The following is a 16548-nucleotide window of genomic DNA, read 5'->3' as shown; positions in this document are numbered from 1 at the left end:
ATTCGATAAATCGAATCTGAAGACCACTACGGGCAGTGAAACTGCCCTACGTTCCTAAAGTATGGGGTTATTCCCAGCTACCGCTGGTCATCAACCTATTTTCTAAGGTTTGAAGTCTGGAATTGCTAGCAAAAAAGCCACTTGCACACTTTCATCTGACCTACTAAGGGAGCGGGTCAGGAGATTTTACCCGCCCGCCTGATAAGCAAAGGGGTGAGGCTAGGATAAAACCCGCTCCCTGTAAAGAAAAATAACCAGTCGCGCCACTAGGCAAAATCAAATTTTTAAATTTTAACAAACATCTCTCACGAAGCGTTTGCACATATTCTTTTAGTGTTGCAGACTTTTTTGATGGCTTGGTAGGCTTCATTGATTTTTTTAAAGCGATCTTGATAGGACTTTATCGTGCGTTCATCTTTGCCATAGACATTATCAGGGTGATAGGTTCTAGCGAGTTTTAAATAACGTTTTTTTACATTCGCAAAATCATCATCAAATCGGGATTCTAGCTCAAGATAACATTGCCGAAGCGAGCGTTCATCTTGGGTCAGAAACGATGTGTCTCCAAAACTTTTGCCATCAAATCCCTCATAATCAAAATCAAGTGCGACATTATGGATAATCTTAGAGCCAATAAGCTCCATCACACTTTCCCAAAAATGCGTCCTTGAACCACTCAAATGCAACTCATCTGGGGTTTCTAAAACCAGATACTTTCCAAATCGGGCTTTGAGGTATCTTTTTGCGACTTTATTTTGCCGATCCAGCCCTAAAATGACCTTGTTTAGACCGATGACGCGCATTGAAATCTTGACTTTTTGGAGCATATCGTTTTTTTTCAAAATCTTGATACGTATCGGCAGATGGCTTTGGAGCAAAATCGTGTCAAGATCGGTTTTTTCATCCTGCAAACTCGCATAATAAGTCCAGTTGATAAGATAATCTTTTTTGAATCGCTCCCCATCATCCAAAATCAAAAGCGAAGATGACAGATGGTATTGTTCAGAAAAATGCTTGTTGGCATATTCGAGCACCTTATCAAGCAAACGGCTTCCTTGAAATAATTCGATCTGGACATAGCGATTACAATAACTCACACTCATAATGATCCCTCAAACTCCCCAATTCAATGCTTTGAAAGCAAAACCAATTCCTATATCGTATAAAAATCAAGATTTTAAATAACTTTATACCATTAAAATCGTATAGTAATGGCAAAACTTTAGGAGAATTTTATGGGTTTGGATATTTTGGCATATCTTGGTATCGGGATGATAAGCGGGATTGCTGCTGGTTTCTTTGGGATGGGCGGTGGGACCATCATTGTGCCAGTGATGCTGACCTTGGGCTATTCTTTTGAACACGCTATCGGGATTTCTGTAATGCAAATGATGTTTTCTTCAACATTTGGCTCTATCATCAACTACAAAAAAGGCTTGCTTAACATATCCGATGGCGTTTATGCCGGCATTGGCGGGCTGATCGGTGCAAGCTTTAGCGGGCTTATCCTCTCAAGTATCAATACCAAAACCCTCACGATTTTATTCCTTATCATCACGTGTTATTCGTTTGTCAAATACGCTTTCAAGCTCAAAACCTCTGTGAATGCCAGCCCACCGATCAAATCCAAAATCAACCAACGCCTAATGCTTATCCTTACCGGGATCATCACAGGCATTTTTGCGATTTCTTTGGGAATTGGTGGGGGTTTATTAATGGTGCCAATTTTAGGGTATTATTTGGGGTATGAATCCAAAAGGGTCGTTCCCCTCGGGTTGTTTTTTGTGATATTTTCCTCGATTTCAGGGACAATATCTTTTCATAGCCACGATGTCATCGACACAGATGTATTACACGCCGGGCTTTATATTGGCGTAGCTTCGATAGTTGGCGTCTGGCTGGGTATCAAGCTGATTATCATCTCAAGCCCAAAACTCCATCGAATCGCATTACTCAGCGTTTATGGGCTTTCTATGCTCGTTACAGCCTACAATCTGATATGAGCGAACCAAAATTATTTATCAAAGGATTAAAATGAAAAAAAGAATTGTAATTATTGGCGGGAGTGTCGCAGGACTTAATGCTGCGCTGATACTCGCCTCAGCTATCAATAAAGAACTCGAATTTGACATCACCATCATCGATAATGGCGGTGGGGATATCCTCAAAGCCGAAATCCACAATGTGCCGTTTTTCCCAAAATCTGTGAGTGGTGAAGCCATCATCGCCCAGATCAAAAAACAAATCCAAGAATTTGTAAGCGTGAGCGCCATTAATGCCAAAGCCACTGAAATTTCTGGCTCTAAGGGTGCATTTACCATCAAGACCACACAAGGCGATGTTGCAGGCGATTATGTCATCTTAGCCACCGGGGCAAATGGTTTTGACATTACTGGGCTTGATGAGATCACACAACCCCATACCCTGATGACTAAACCCGGCAAAATCAAGCTCAAACACGGCGAAAGAAATCTCATAAAAGATGGGATTTATGTCGCAGGGATCGCCTCGGGAGTAACCTCGATGGTATCTTGCACGCTTGGGGATTCTGCTGAGACTGCTTGTGCGATACTTAGCGACATCAAAGGCACGCCCACTATCGTGCACGATTTCAAAGGCAGTCGGGGGTAAGTGATATTTTTTCACTCGGTTTGGATTTTAAAATCCAAACCTGAAGACCACTCACGAGAGCGAAGCCTACGGGTGGGTGGGTCAGTTTTGCTCCCAAAGGCTTTTGTCTGCTATCTTTTCTAATGCTTTGAACTTTCTTATCGCAATAGCGTTAATGTTTTTCTTCTTGAGAGGGGACAAGGGGCTAGCTGTCCGCTATGCTCCTCACGGAGCATATACGCATTGTCGTGCGAGGCTAGTGAAGCCAAGCAGTTGGCTTCACCTTTACGCCTCTCCTTACGAAGTCCGCAAGGGTGGGTGGGTCTAATATCCCCCTCAAACTCATCGGGTGGGTGGGTAGAAAAACCCTGACCCGCCCCCTTAGTGGGTCAGATGACAGGGCGTAGATTGCTTTTTTGTTAGCAATTCTTGAACTACTAGCAAACCAAAGCCAGCTACGCTTTTTAATCCCGCATTGCATTGGGGGCGTGCAGTGGGTTTTTAACCCACCCACCCAAAGAGGTCTTAGGAAGGGGGCGGGCAGCTTGCCAAGTAGAACCCACCACCTCCTAATAGGCGCAAGCCTCTTTCCATTCCTAAAATTCAGGGTTATTCCGTGCTACGCACGTCATCAACCGATTTTATAAGGTCTATAATCCTATCTGCTACCAAAAAACTATCTACGCTCCCTTAACAGATAAGATAAAAAGGTATAACAGACTTTTTTGCTAAGCATTTTTTATTATTTTAATACATTTTTTATATCTTTATTATTGAATAAAAAGTGATTATTCTAATATTTTTAGGAATATTGGCAAATCTTTACAAAAAATATTTACTTATTTTATGATAAGTTTTCATAAACTCAAAAATATACCATAATAATAAGCTTTTGATTTATCGTGATATAAAAAGGAATTTGGGTGTTATTCAAAGATTTTATAATTATTTTACTATATCTGGATACACCATTTTTGTTTTATCTCTGGGTCAATTTCTCGCATTTAAAACCCTATGAAAAATTGCTGGTGATTTTTGGTGTGCCATCGCTCTATCTCCTGATTTTTATCAGTGATGTTTTTGCATTGCTTTTCTTAGTGTATTTGGGATTTTTGGTATCAAAAACCTATCAAATCATAAAACACAAAAATGAAAGCAAGAATTTTTTGGTTTTCATTGGCTTGATTGTTTTGTTAATTATTATTAATAGCGTGCATTATTTTTATCAAAACTGGTAAAAAATACGCAATATTTAGTATTTATAAAAATAATTTTTGTTTTTATTGACAATAAATTTTTTATGGGCTAGCATTCCAAATTATAAAATCAGAATTGACTTTTAAAACATTTTGATTTTATAAAAATCTCTATTTTTAGGAGTTTATTATGAAAAAGTTTATTACAACATTTATTTCAGTTGCATTTTTAAGTATGGGTATTGCTTCTGCCTGTGCTTTTGGATTGCATTCTAAGGAGTAGCTATGAAAAAACTAACTTTTATCACGCTTTTAGCGTGTACTTTCAACCTCGTAGAAGCCATCCCGCCGGTGGAGGGCGATGTGCTTGATAGTAATAGCTTCGTGCTAGGTGTGGATACAGGTTTTACTGCTATCAGCACAAAAAATGCTGGCAATATCCCCTACCAATATGGGGTTTTTAATCTCAATGGCCAATACGCCCCGCTACCTACATACCAAAAAGCAGACACCACTCGCAATGATCGCATACTCGTGCCTATAAATATCAATCTCCGCTATGGACTATTTAACTATCTGGAGGTCTTTGGAAATGCGAATGCTTCCTATCAAAGCTTTAATCCAAAAACAAGCACAAAATCCGATGTTGTGGGTTTCAATAATGCCAATGTTGGCTTGATGATCACCCTCTATAAAGGCGATACTTTCCGCTTGATCATAGGCGATGATTCTGATATTATCAGTAATGCCGTATTTGCCAATGGCAAGTCAAACTATGGGCTTTTCAAAGGGCATACATTTTTTCTTAATATCATCAGACGCAAAGAAGAGGGTGCAAAATTTGGCTCTTTTACCGCACAACTTTTCTACCGCCTCAATCTCAAGCAAAGCTACAACAGCGATATGAGTTTCAAAAATGGCGATGAATGGGGGTTCAAATATTTGTGGCAATTGGGCAAAGAAAATAAACTTGGTTTCTTTGAGGGTATCGTATCGTGGAAACAAGCCGATAGGATCAATGGAGAAAAAATCAACTATGATGGGCGTGAAGCCTTTGGTATTGGTTTTGGCACAGGGAGCAAGTTTGATTTCAACCAGCACGTAGGGGGCAAAATTTCATTTGAATTTATGAGCTATACCCTTGAACGCAATGCGTTGAGTGCAGGGATTACATTTGGAATCTATTTCAAATGATTTTCTAAGCTTAGCAGGTGCTATCAAAATACCCCCATTCCACAAAATCCCAGCCCCAGTGGCGGGATTTCCCAAAATCAAGCCAAGCACCCAAAAAATACCTCTCAATAAAATCAACGGGTTTCTAAGATGATTTTTGCCATTTCACCCAAAAAAATTGTAAAAAATATTTTATTAATAATTATTTTATTTAACTTTATCTATACCCCCACCATCAAAGCCCAAGATAATTCATCAAACCCTACAAACACGCTAGAAAACTCCCTATTAAAGCAACATAGCGATTTTGACATTTATGTCAGCTATCTGCGTCAAAACTACCCCGAAGCCTTTTTGATAGGAATAGTCAATCCTTATGAAGAAAAATATAATGAAAATACCCCAAAAAGTCTCACAGATATGACAGCCTTTTATGATCCTTATTTTTTAGACTTTAGTCCTACCCCAGATTTGCCAACAAGCATTCGGGTTTATCATCGTGGGTTTAATTGGTCTGATATACCTCGTAGTTTCAAACGTTTTTATAATACCTATATCAAGTGATGGTGTTTTGCGACTTGGGATTATTACTATCTGCAAAAACTTAAAAGTCCAAAATGCTTGATTTATTAATCTTAAGAATAAGTTTTATTTTTATTGACAATAAATTTTTTATTTGTTAGGATTTTGGTTGCAACTTAAAATTAATCATAAATTTTAATTTGTATAAAATATTAATAAGGAATTACTATGAAAAAAATAGTAGTCATATTATGTTCGATAGCATTTTTGGCTGGGGGTATCCTTAGCGCACAGCCATTAAATGGAGTTACACATCAATCAAGTTTCACTCAAAATATGGGTAACACCCTTAGCAACGCCGATCAAAATTTGATTTTTGGCGAATCTGTTAATGCGATGGTTTTGGGTGATGAAGAAATGCAAAGCACGCAGGGATTTGGTTGGTTTAGTAGCTGGTATGATTTTGGAAAAATCTGGGCGAAGCATTAGGTTTCGGCGTGTTTAATTACATTAAAAATCTATTTTAAATAAAATTAAATTCTAACCTTTCATAGCACCCACTATTATCAAACACCACCTTAGTCTAACAGGGATTTAGGCACTAGCCCCGCACGCCAAATCCCTTTTTCCTCAAGCAAATCCAAGACTTTCATCACCATCGCACTGACTGCAAGATCTTGCACCTCCGGTGCGGTAAAAAACGCAATTTCCCCCGCCAAAGCCTCTTTGCAAGGGCATAAATAAACATTCAAAGACAATCGATAGCGTGTATAAGAATGCTTGATAACCCCAATCAATGGAAACCCCACAATGCCACCCGAAGCCCTAACATCAAGAATTTTGGGGAAATTATACAGCCCCCTATAAGCAGAATCATTGCTTTTTACAAGGGCAATTTTGCCATCTTGGATACACACGCCAAGATGGTATGTAACGGCTTCATAAGTGATTTTTGAGCGGTGCAAATAGTTGCTTGGATTGTCCTTGCCTTTGCAAGCTTTTTGGAGCGGGCATACCTCGCATTTGGGTGCGAGCTTTGTGCAAACATTTGCCCCAATATCAAGCAAGGCTTGATTGTGATCAAAACTATTAGCCACATTAAGCAATTCTTCTGCATAGCTTTGGAGCATCGCTGGAGTCGCCATCTCAAGGGCAAAAAATCGCAAAAGCACCCGGCGGATATTCCCATCGACAAACGCCACCGCCTTGCCAAAGCCAAAACAAGCGATCGCCCCCGCACTATAAGCACCAATACCGGGCAATCGCATTAATTCTTTAGGTTCATCGGGCAAATATTTGCCACAAATCCTAGCCGTCTTTAGCATATTACGCGCCCGAGAGTAATACCCCAATCCCCGCCACAAAAGCAACACCGCATTTTCATCCGCACCAGCAAGGGCTTGCAGGGTTGGAAACGCATTCAAAAAAGGCTCATAATACTTGCCTAGCACCGTGCTAACTTGGGTTTGTTGGAGCATAATCTCACTCACATACACACCATAAGGGGCATTTTCGCCCGTGAGATTTCGCCACGGCAATGCCTTGCGCCCATACACGCCATACCATTGCAAAATCTCTTGATGGAGTATGTGGAGTGTTTTTGTTGTCATTATTATCTTTTGCCCCAAAATCTAAAAAATCCTATCGTTAAACCGCTTTGAAAGTGTCTTGAATATTTTATCAAGATGCTTGTTATGTAGCGATACCTAGCCATACATAGCGATATTTGGCAATATTTGGCGATGAAGCCCCATCATCAAAACCAATTATGATGATGGCGAGAAAAAAGAAGAAAGGTAAAATTATTTAACCAATGAGTGTTTTTGGGTCGATATAGGGCAAGCTGAACGCATCTGCAATGGTTTTGAGAGCGATTTTGCCATCATAAGCATTCAGACCCTCCAATGCCCCGGGCATTTTAAGCATTTCTTTCCAGCCATCATTGGCGATACTCAAAACATAAGGCATCGATTCATTTGAATAACAAATACTAGCCGTCCTTGCGACCACGCCGGGCATATTAGGCACGCCATAGTGTAAAATCCCATCGACTTCATACGTAGGCTCATCGTGGGTGGTTTGATGGATAGTTTCGATACACCCACCCAAATCGCACGCCACATCGATAATCACGCCCCCAGAATGCATTAATTTCAAATGCTCCCGTTTGATGACCTTAGGCGTTTGGGTGGCAGTTACAAGCACCGCGCCTACGACACCATCTGCGCCATTCATCGCTGTAGTGATCCCCTCCTCTGTGGCATAAAGCAATTTGACCTGATTGCCCACGACCAAAGGGTGAGAAGCGACTTTATGCACATCAACATCAAGCACCCAAACATCTGCGCCCATCCCTACGAGGGTTTTGGCAGCATTCATACCCACCGCCCCACCGCCTACGACGACAACTTTTGCCGGTGGCACACCCGCACAGCCCCCGATCAAAATCCCCCTGCCACCCCGATGGGTGCAAAAATATTCAGCCACAAGCTGGGCAGCAAGCTTGCCAGCTACCTCGCTCATTGGGGCTAGCACAGGGTAATTATTTTTTGGTCCCGGGATAGTCTCGCCACAAACCGATGTTACTTTTGAATCCACCAAAGCCTGTGCCAATTCTTTGGAATACGCCAAATCCAAAAAACTATACAAAATCATATCCTTGCGTAAGTATTTGTATTCATCTTCCAGCGGTTCTTTGCATTTGACCAAAAGCTCGGCTTTCTCCCAAACAACCCGTGCTTCAGAGACAATCTCCGCCCCGGCTTCTTGATACATCTTATCGCTAAAGCCAATCTCTTCACCAAGCCCGGCTTGGACCAAAATCGTATGATCAGCATTAGAACGCCTCAGTCTGGCTACATCAGAGGGGATAAGCCCAACCCGATGTTCGTGATTCATTGTTTCTTTTGGAATACCGATTATCATCTCAAATCCTTTTTTAATGAGTTTATCTTTGAATGAAAAAAATAATATTTAACCATATTACCATCTTTTATTGAAGACAAACTTATCATCCCATTGTTTTGGGTTTTTGATTGCTTCCCATAGACAAAAACCCCCGTATCACACCCAAAAAATAATACCAAATTCCCCGTGTCTATCACGCACTATGCGGGGATTTTGCGTTTTTTGATTGCCCAAAAACACCATCATTGATTCCCTATCCGTCCCCATCCAAATGTATATAAATGTAACAATTAAAAATTTTCTGTGTAGATATGGGAATATAAAAATGATAAAAATAAACTTTATTTGTAAAATTTATCGAACATATATAAAAATAATAATCTGAAATGAGGAAAACTATGGACACATCTGGTAATGAAAATTTCGCTTTCTTGTTTTCAAAATTCATCGAAAACGCAAACGATTTTATCTGGGGGTATTATTTGGTTGCCCTCTTGCTTTTAGTGGGGATTTATTTTAGTATCAAGCTTTTGTTACCCCAAATTATGCTCGCAAAAGACGCATTCAAGGTCATCACCGAAAGAGATCCTAGCGCAAAAGGCAACAAAGATCACATCTCCCCCTATGAAGCCTTGATGATTAGTATGGGCACACGGGTAGGGATGGGGACGATTGTCGGGATGGCAGTAGCTATCGTTGTGGGCGGACCGGGAGCTTTGGTATGGGTATGGATCGCGGCGTTTTTAAATGGTGCGGTTTCTGTGGCAGAAAACACGCTCGGACAAATCTATAAAAGCAGGGATGGCGGGGCATTCAAAGGCGGGCCATCGTATTATCTTACCAAAGGGCTTAATGCCAAAGGGTTTGCCATCCTCTATGCTATCATCGTTATTACCATCGGCTTTAGCTTCACAGCCCTTTATAGCAACACAATCTATGACTTTTTGCGGACTTATTTACCCCATAGCGAGGGTGAAGCGAGCTATTTGAGTATTTATGTGGGGGCGTGCTTGGCGATTTTTGCAGGGATTATGTTTTTTGGCGGGGGGCGCTATATCGCAAGATTCACAAGCTACGTTACGCCGTTTATGGCGGGATTGTTTATTTTGGTTTCTATCATTAGTATTTTAATGCATTATGAAAAAACCCCCGAAGTCATCGCAATGATTTTCAAAAGCGCCTTTGATTTTCACACCATCTTTGGGGGCTTTGCTGGGAGTGTGATTGTCATCGGTATCCAGCGGGGGCTTTTTGCCAATGAAGCCGGGCTAGGCTCTGTGCCTGGCGCATCCTCATCTGCCCACACCAGCCACCCTGTCAAGCAAGGCATTGTTCAGGCATTCTGCGTTTTTACCGACACCGTGATTGCGACATTATCGATATTATTTATGCTCTATAGCGATACGTATGCCAAGCTCATCGCCTCTCCAGGTGGCACACAGATCAATGATGCGATGCCATTGGTGCGCACAGCGATGTTTGAAAGCTTTGGTATCTGGGGAGAATACTACATCACTGCCCTTGTGATTATCCTCACCTCGACCGTCATTATCGGGGCGTATTATGTCGGGCAAATGAATATTAAATACCTCAAAGATGACAAAAAATTGCTTTTTGCTTATCGTGTTCTTTCGATTATTGTCGTTTATACTGGGGCGCAGATCTCCGTATCTTCTGCGTGGGGGATTGCCAATGTCGCAATGGGAATCGGGGCGACCATCAATATCATCGCTGTATTCTTGCTCGCTAAAGTTGTCAAAAAAGCCCTTGATGACTACAAATTCCAAAGAAAACAAGGGCTAAATCCAACATTTAGTGCCAAAAAGCTTGGTATAAAAAACGCTGAATGCTGGGATTGACCCGCAAAATGCATAATAAATCTAAGGAAAAAACAATGAAATTTGATCGCACCAAAGAAATCCAAAAAACCCTACCGACTGCACCTATTTGGCAATGGAGTGCGACAGAAGTCGCCCTAGGTATCCGCTATAAAGCCATCAGCTCGACTGAGGCGACCAAAAGTGTTTTGGAGCGGATCAAAAAAGTCAATCCCAAAATCAATGCGATTATCAATCTGATGGAGCAAAAAGCCCTCGCTCAAGCCAAACAAGCCGATGACCTCATCGCTCAAGGGATTATCCTCTCTTCATTGCACGGCGTGCCCGTTACCATCAAAGACAATGTCGATGTCAAGGGCGAGCGAAACACCAATGGCGGGGTTTTCAAAGACAGGATTTGTGAGGGAGATAGCACAATCGCTACGAATTTCAACACCGCTGGTTGTGTTACGCTCGGGATGACAAATCTCCCCGAATTTGCCATCCGATGGTTTAGTGAAAATCCCTTGTTTGGGCGCACGCTCAATCCCTGGAATGACGAACTCACACCCGGAGGCAGTAGTGGCGGGGCTGCTGCAGCGGTAACTAGCGGGATGTGCTTTATCGGACACGGCAACGATATTGGTGGCTCGATCCGCTACCCAGCTTATGCTTGTGGCTGTGTAGGCTTGCGCCCTACTTGGGGCAGGATACCGCAATTTGACCCCAGTAGCCCGGGAGGCAGAACATTTGCGAGTGAATTTTTTTCCATCGAAGGACCGCTTGCCAGGTGTGTCAATGATATTCGCCTCGGGCTAGAAGTGCTCTCTCGAGGCAGTATTTATGATCAAGTCTGGGTGCCTGCACCGCTAAGCTATGATGATTCCAAAAACAATAAACGCATCGCTTTGGTTACCCATATCAATGGGATGAAAATCGATCCGAGCGTCAAAGAAAACCTCACTAAAACCGCCAAATGGCTACAAGAAGATGGCTATATCGTCGAAGAAATCGAACTACCCGAATTTGAGATCGCCGCAGAAGTGTGGGGCAAAATCCTTGTCGCAGAAAAAACCAGCGTGATTGGACACTATGTCTATGACTACGGCTCAAAAGATGTGATACAGGCGTGGGAGGGGATGATAAAAGGTGCGCCGGGAGCAAAAGATATGAAAGAATATATGCTAGCGATTGCGAAGCGAGATGAACTCCGAAGGGTCTATAATGAGATTTTAGATGCTTATCCTGTGGTGATGTTGCCCGTTTCAGGCACAGAACCTTTCAAGCACGGCGATGATCTCAAAGGCGATAGGTATTGCCAAGAAGTCCTCTTACCCGCACAAATCCCATTGCTCGCCCTTGTGTGCTTGAACTACCCGAGTATGAGCGTGCCTACAGGGATCAAAGATGGCAATATCCCTCAAGGCGTGCAATTGTTTGCTTCAGATTATCGGGCGGATTTGTGTATGCAAGTCGCTGAAGACATCGAACGCCACGCAAAAATGCCTTTTAGATTTGAAGAATAGGGGAGGGTTTTCATTATGTTTTACTCGATTCACTGGCGTGAATCTGAAGATCACTCAAACGGGCAAAGCCCGTTTTCGTTCCTAAAGTAACCATCTCATATTTAAGCTTGCCTTGAATATTGGAGATAGATTTCAGAGGTATCGATTCGATAAATCGAATCTGAAGACCACTCACGAGAGCTTAGCTCCCGTTCATTCCTAAAGGATAGGGTTATATCCTGCTAACGCAGGAATATCAACCCGTTTTCATAGGTTTCGCAGGTTTGAAATCACTAACAAAAAAGCTATCTACGCTTTTTCATCTGGAATTATTAAGGGGGCGTGACGGGGGTTTTCGCCCACCCACCCATTGTTCTAAAAGGGTCTTTTTGACCCGCCCTTTATGGGTGGGTGGGTCGAATCTGGGCGGACTTCGCAAGGAGGAGAGCCGTTAAAAAAGATAACTGCTTATCTTTTTTAGGCTCGCACGGCGATGGTTCTATGCGACTTTTAAGGAGCATACCGGACGCCCAAACCTTAAAAAAGCCAACCGCTTGGCTTAACCTTAACGCTTCTCGTCCTAAAGTAATCATCTCATAGCTAAGTCTAAGGACTTATCTATTCGAGACTAGTTTTATCAATTTTATGTTATAATCGGACCATCTGGATTGTGATGGATTCAGATAGTCTTATAAAAACGAAATAGATAGGACCATAGTAGGTAAAAGCCCGATACGAAAGTGTCGGGTTTTTTTTTGGCTGGGGCGGGCGGGAAACCTACTATGGAGACCGCAATGAAAAACTTCATCATTGCTATTTTGACGCTTATGCTTCTTCTCAAAGAGATTCGTGAGTTGTTTAAAAAATAGCCGTTCTTATCATTTCGTTTTTCCCCGCTTTGCCTCATCAACAGGGCGGGGTTTTTACACCTTAATATTCCTTGAACTCGATTCGATAAATCAAATCTGAAGACCACTTCATTGTTTTCTATTCGATTCACTAACGTGAATCTGAAGACCATTCCAAGAGGCAAAGCCTCTTTCCATTCCTAAAGGATTTTCACCCACCCACCCGAGTTATGGTCAAGCTAACGCTTGCCCCATCAACCCAGTTTCTAAGGTTTGAAAGTCTCGAATTGCTAGCAAACCCAAGCTAGCTACGCCCTGTCATCTGAACCACTAAGGGGGCGTGCAGTGGGTTTTTGACCCGCCCTTTATGGGTGGGTGGGTCGAATCTGGGCGGACTTCGTGAGGAGGAGAGCTGTTAAAAAAGATAACTGCTTATCTTTTTTAGGCTCGCACGGCGATGGTTCTATGCGACTTTTAGGAGCATACCGGACGCCCAAACCTTAAAAAAGCCAACTGCTTGGCTCTGGTAGCCTCACACGCCGATGCGTTTATGCTCCGATAGGAGCATAGCGGACAGCTAGCCCCCCTTCCCCTTAAAAGGCGTAAGCCTCATTAATTTGAAATCGATTTGGGTTAAAGCCCGAATCTGAAGACCACTCAAACGGGCAAAGCCCGTTTTTTAGGCGTATTGCTATGCTTGTGTATTCGAGATAAGTTTCTAAGGATAATAAACGCCAAGCAGAAGATAACCCTTAGGATTTATTGACAATTTTTTCTAAAATGATTATAATTCTGCCCTTAAACAAGTTTTTCATTATTTTTGATGATTTATTGGGGTATCGCCAAGCGGTAAGGCACCTGGTTTTGGTCCAGGCATTCAGAGGTTCGAATCCTTTTACCCCAGCCACATTCTAATAGAGCATTTATGTCGCGGGATAGAGCAGTCCGGTAGCTCGTTGGGCTCATAACCCAAAGGTCGGCGGTTCAAATCCGTCTCCCGCAACCATAAGAACTTTTTATTTCTCCTCAAACTATTTTTGTAAGATTATTTTTTAATTTATTTTGGTAGCTTCATTCCCAATTTTGGGTTTTGAAGCTTTTTGGAATCCAAAATCTCTTCATCGCTACATTATTACCACATCACTCCCACAAAAACGGCACAATCTTTGTGTCATCAAGGTCGAAGACACTTTGGTAATAATCTCTCAAACCGCAATAATATCGATGTCTTTGAACGCTTCACTTTGATAGCAAAAGGTTTTTGGCTAAATAGTTTATAATAAATTTTTAATTATAATAGTTGTTTTTAACTTTAATAAAAGGTTTATAATGAAGATTGTTAGATTGCTACTGCAAATGATTATTTATTTTTTGGCGACGGGTAACTTATATGCTCAAGAAATAGATATATCTTCTAAAATAGAAAAACTCCAAAAACAAATCGAACTCCTCAAAAAACAACAAGATACTCAAAAAACAACAGGGAAAATAGAATCCAAAAAGAATCAAGAAAATTCAAGTCAAGAGGCTTCAAATCAACAAGCCCCTAGCCCCTCTGAAAAACAGAAAAATCCCCCATCCAAGTTAGCAACGCTTAAAGACAAACAGACAGGGAAGTTTTTTTCAATTGGTCTTGGGGGCTTTACTGGAAAAACTTCCGTTTTATTTTCACCAATCCCGCTTTTATACACATCAGGATATACAATCAATGGGTCTGCGGTTTTACTGAAGTTCGGGGTTCAAAAGATGTTGGGTGATTTTTTTGGATTGAGGGGTTCTATTGATGGAGGATATATTGGGGGAGTTCATTTGGGTGCTAATGGGGAATTGTTGCTTCAAATCCCATTAGGCAAGGTTGCTTTGGGTATTTATGGCGGGGCGGGGTTTGGATGGGTTCTACCCAATAAGGATTATGCTTCCTATGCTGCGACTTATTTGACTAAATCCTACACTATAAAAATCAAAAGACATCTTGTTTATAGGATTCCTTTTGGAATAAGTTTAGCCTTTGGTCACTCCCAGATTCAATTAGGGGCGATTCGTATTTTTGGAGGCTTGAAACACGATAATTCGGGTATTCAAACCCAATATACCAGTAGCCTGAATGCGGGTATGCTGACCTATCAATATGTTTTTTAAGCCATTATTTGTGTTCCCACAAAAACGGCGCAATCTTTGTGTCATCAAGGTCGAAGACACTTTGGTAATAATCTTTCAAAACCGCATTAATATCAATGTCTTTGAACGCTTCAGGGTAGGCTTTTGAAGCGACAAAGAGCGATATAAGGGGCGTTCTAGGTCCGCCAATATCGATAGGGGGGAGCTTATAGACTTGTTTGTTTTTGATGGCAGTGATAGTTTGGAATTGCGGGTTATCAAGCAAATCTTTGGGGTTATACGGGCTTAGCCACCAGATAAAAATGATTTCGGGATTTTCTGCGATGATTTTTTCCAGACTGATTTCTGCACGCCCGTTATCGACATAGCGTAAGCCTATATTTTCCACGCCCGCACTTGCCAAAATATCTGAATCCAAGCTGTTTTTTCCGCTGATTTGATTGGGTTTGTGAAAAATCTCAATCACACGTTTTTTGTTTTTAATAGGGCTTGTTTTTTCTTCGATGAGGGCGAGGATTTCTCTCATCTTGGCGATTTTGCTTTTTGCTTCGGATTCTTTTTGGAGGACTTTTGCTTGCACAGCGATATTATCGATGATACCTTGCACGCTCCTATCTCGAAATGACAAAAAAGCAATCCCAAATTTTTTGGCAAACTCGACGGCTTGGGGATTGCCTACGTAGGTGATGATAACATCAGGGGAAAGGGCTTTGAGTTCTTCGATATTTAGCGCTGCATAATGATCATCGCTTAGCTTTCTGATGTTATCAAGATTTTTTGCGGTGGCTTTGACAATGTCGCTTTTGAAGCCATAAGCTGACATCCCCACGACCTTGTCCCAAATCCCGAGCATAGCAGGCACTTCAGCATAGCTGCCTAGATAAATCACCCGTTTGATGGGTTCTTTGAACGTTTGGGTCCCAAAATAATCCTTGACTACGATGTCGCCATTATGTGTTGGATTTGCCGCAAATAAGCTTATAGCACCTAAAAATAACAATAAAAACAATTTTTTCATAGTTTTAGCCTTTTAAATCAGTCATTTTCGCCACCCATTTTTGAATCTCTCGCAGGGGTTGGAATATGATAAAATCATACCAAAAATTAAGAGGACAAAAACTAAAAGGAAAGAAATGCAAGGGAAAGCCAATGACCCAAAAAATCCCATAAAAGACAATGCGACAGAACAAAATCCCACAGAAGACAGATTCACACGCACAAGATTTTTGTTTGGGCAAGATTTTGAGCGCTTTAGGGATAAGCGATTGATTATTTTTGGTGTCGGCGGTGTCGGGGGATTTGCACTCGATTGCCTCTATCGCACGGGGATTGGGCATATTAGTATCGTAGATAAAGATATATTTGACATTACCAATCAAAACAGACAAATCGGCTCGCATAGAGTTGGGGAAAGCAAGGTGATGGTTTTGTCTGAAATCTATCCGGGGATAACGCCCATCCAAAAGCGTGTCGATGATGATTTTTTAAAAGATTTTGATTGCACGGCATACGATTATGTCATCGATGCGATTGATGATATCCCTGCAAAAGTCGCTTTGGCAAAAAAATGCGCCTCAATGCCCTATGGGAGCTACATCAGCTCGACAGGGAGTGCGAAAAAACTCAATCCTTTAGAAATCAAAGTGGATTCTGTTTGGAAAAGTTATGGCGATAAATTTGCCAGAAAATTCAGGGAATTGTTAAAAAAAGAGGGTTTTTGTGGTGATTTTAAGGTAATATTTAGTCCCGAAAATCCAAAATGCAAACCTTTAGGTAGCTTTAGTGCGGTAACGGGAAGCTTTGGTTTGCAGATGGGAAGCGAAGTCATTAGAGATATTTTGAGATAGGAGAC

Annotated in this window: 14 protein-coding genes and 2 tRNA genes; 12 read left to right on the top strand and 4 right to left on the bottom strand. The window is 41.6% G+C overall.

The window, feature by feature from the left end:
- Positions 1–305: 305 nt before the first annotated feature.
- A complete protein-coding gene (locus BJI48_RS06190) occupies positions 306–1103 on the bottom strand; it encodes a J domain-containing protein (protein ID WP_095333030.1) in 798 nt (265 codons plus the stop codon).
- A 132-nt stretch (positions 1104–1235) separates the two neighbouring features.
- On the opposite strand from BJI48_RS06190, the gene BJI48_RS06185 reads away from it, so the two are divergent.
- The 6 genes from BJI48_RS06185 to BJI48_RS06160 all read left to right on the top strand — a co-directional run bounded on the left by BJI48_RS06185 (position 1236) and on the right by BJI48_RS06160 (position 5990).
- Complete coding sequence (locus BJI48_RS06185; protein ID WP_095333028.1) at positions 1236–2003, top strand: sulfite exporter TauE/SafE family protein; 768 nt, start codon at positions 1236–1238, stop codon at positions 2001–2003.
- Positions 2004–2034: 31 nt separating this feature from the next.
- On the top strand, positions 2035–2631 hold the full coding sequence (locus BJI48_RS06180; RefSeq protein ID WP_095333026.1) for an FAD-dependent oxidoreductase: 597 nt from the start codon (positions 2035–2037) through the stop codon (positions 2629–2631).
- A 902-nt stretch (positions 2632–3533) separates the two neighbouring features.
- Positions 3534–3848: a hypothetical protein gene (locus tag BJI48_RS06175; RefSeq protein ID WP_095333024.1), complete on the top strand. Its 315-nt coding sequence runs from the start codon at positions 3534–3536 to the stop codon at positions 3846–3848.
- 243 nt (positions 3849–4091) lie between these two features.
- Positions 4092–5000: a hypothetical protein gene (locus BJI48_RS06170; protein ID WP_095333022.1), complete on the top strand. Its 909-nt coding sequence runs from the start codon at positions 4092–4094 to the stop codon at positions 4998–5000.
- 129 nt (positions 5001–5129) lie between these two features.
- Positions 5130–5543: a hypothetical protein gene (locus BJI48_RS06165; protein ID WP_095333020.1), complete on the top strand. Its 414-nt coding sequence runs from the start codon at positions 5130–5132 to the stop codon at positions 5541–5543.
- Positions 5544–5729: 186 nt separating this feature from the next.
- Positions 5730–5990 carry a hypothetical protein gene (locus BJI48_RS06160; protein WP_095333018.1) on the top strand — a complete coding sequence of 87 codons (261 nt, stop codon included), beginning with the start codon at positions 5730–5732 and terminating at the stop codon, positions 5988–5990.
- A gap of 89 nt (positions 5991–6079) precedes the next feature.
- On the opposite strand, the gene BJI48_RS06155 is transcribed toward BJI48_RS06160, so the two are convergent.
- Together BJI48_RS06155 and ald are read right to left on the bottom strand one after the other, a co-directional pair.
- On the bottom strand, positions 6080–7111 hold the full coding sequence (locus BJI48_RS06155; RefSeq protein ID WP_095333016.1) for an A/G-specific adenine glycosylase: 1032 nt from the start codon (positions 7109–7111) through the stop codon (positions 6080–6082).
- A 196-nt stretch (positions 7112–7307) separates the two neighbouring features.
- Positions 7308–8426, bottom strand: coding sequence for an alanine dehydrogenase (gene ald, locus BJI48_RS06150; protein ID WP_095333014.1), 1119 nt, complete (start codon positions 8424–8426; stop codon positions 7308–7310).
- A 380-nt stretch (positions 8427–8806) separates the two neighbouring features.
- Between ald and BJI48_RS06145 the strand changes: the two genes are divergently transcribed.
- The 5 genes from BJI48_RS06145 (at position 8807) to BJI48_RS06125 (ending at position 14717) form a co-directional block, all read left to right on the top strand.
- A complete protein-coding gene (locus tag BJI48_RS06145) occupies positions 8807–10267 on the top strand; it encodes an alanine/glycine:cation symporter family protein (protein WP_180763073.1) in 1461 nt (486 codons plus the stop codon).
- Between the two features lie 35 nt (positions 10268–10302).
- Positions 10303–11751: an amidase gene (locus BJI48_RS06140; protein WP_180763072.1), complete on the top strand. Its 1449-nt coding sequence runs from the start codon at positions 10303–10305 to the stop codon at positions 11749–11751.
- 1659 nt (positions 11752–13410) lie between these two features.
- Positions 13411–13485: transfer RNA gene (locus BJI48_RS06135), tRNA-Gln, on the top strand.
- 22 nt (positions 13486–13507) lie between these two features.
- Positions 13508–13584: transfer RNA gene (locus tag BJI48_RS06130), tRNA-Met, on the top strand.
- Positions 13585–13907: 323 nt separating this feature from the next.
- Positions 13908–14717, top strand: a complete 810-nt coding sequence (locus BJI48_RS06125) for a FlxA-like family protein (RefSeq protein ID WP_095333008.1) — start codon at positions 13908–13910, stop codon at positions 14715–14717.
- 4 nt (positions 14718–14721) lie between these two features.
- Here the strand turns inward: BJI48_RS06125 and BJI48_RS06120 are convergent, their stop codons facing one another.
- A complete protein-coding gene (locus BJI48_RS06120; RefSeq protein ID WP_095333006.1) occupies positions 14722–15714 on the bottom strand; it encodes an ABC transporter substrate-binding protein in 993 nt (330 codons plus the stop codon).
- 115 nt (positions 15715–15829) lie between these two features.
- Here BJI48_RS06120 and BJI48_RS06115 point away from each other — a divergent pair, with 115 nt between their 5' ends.
- Positions 15830–16543 carry a ThiF family adenylyltransferase gene (locus BJI48_RS06115; RefSeq protein ID WP_095333004.1) on the top strand — a complete coding sequence of 238 codons (714 nt, stop codon included), beginning with the start codon at positions 15830–15832 and terminating at the stop codon, positions 16541–16543.
- Positions 16544–16548: the final 5 nt, after the last annotated feature.

It is taken from the genome of Helicobacter sp. 11S02596-1, from assembly GCF_002272825.1.
GTDB lineage: Bacteria > Campylobacterota > Campylobacteria > Campylobacterales > Helicobacteraceae > Helicobacter_J.
This window is presented reverse-complemented; position numbering and strand designations above follow the sequence as displayed.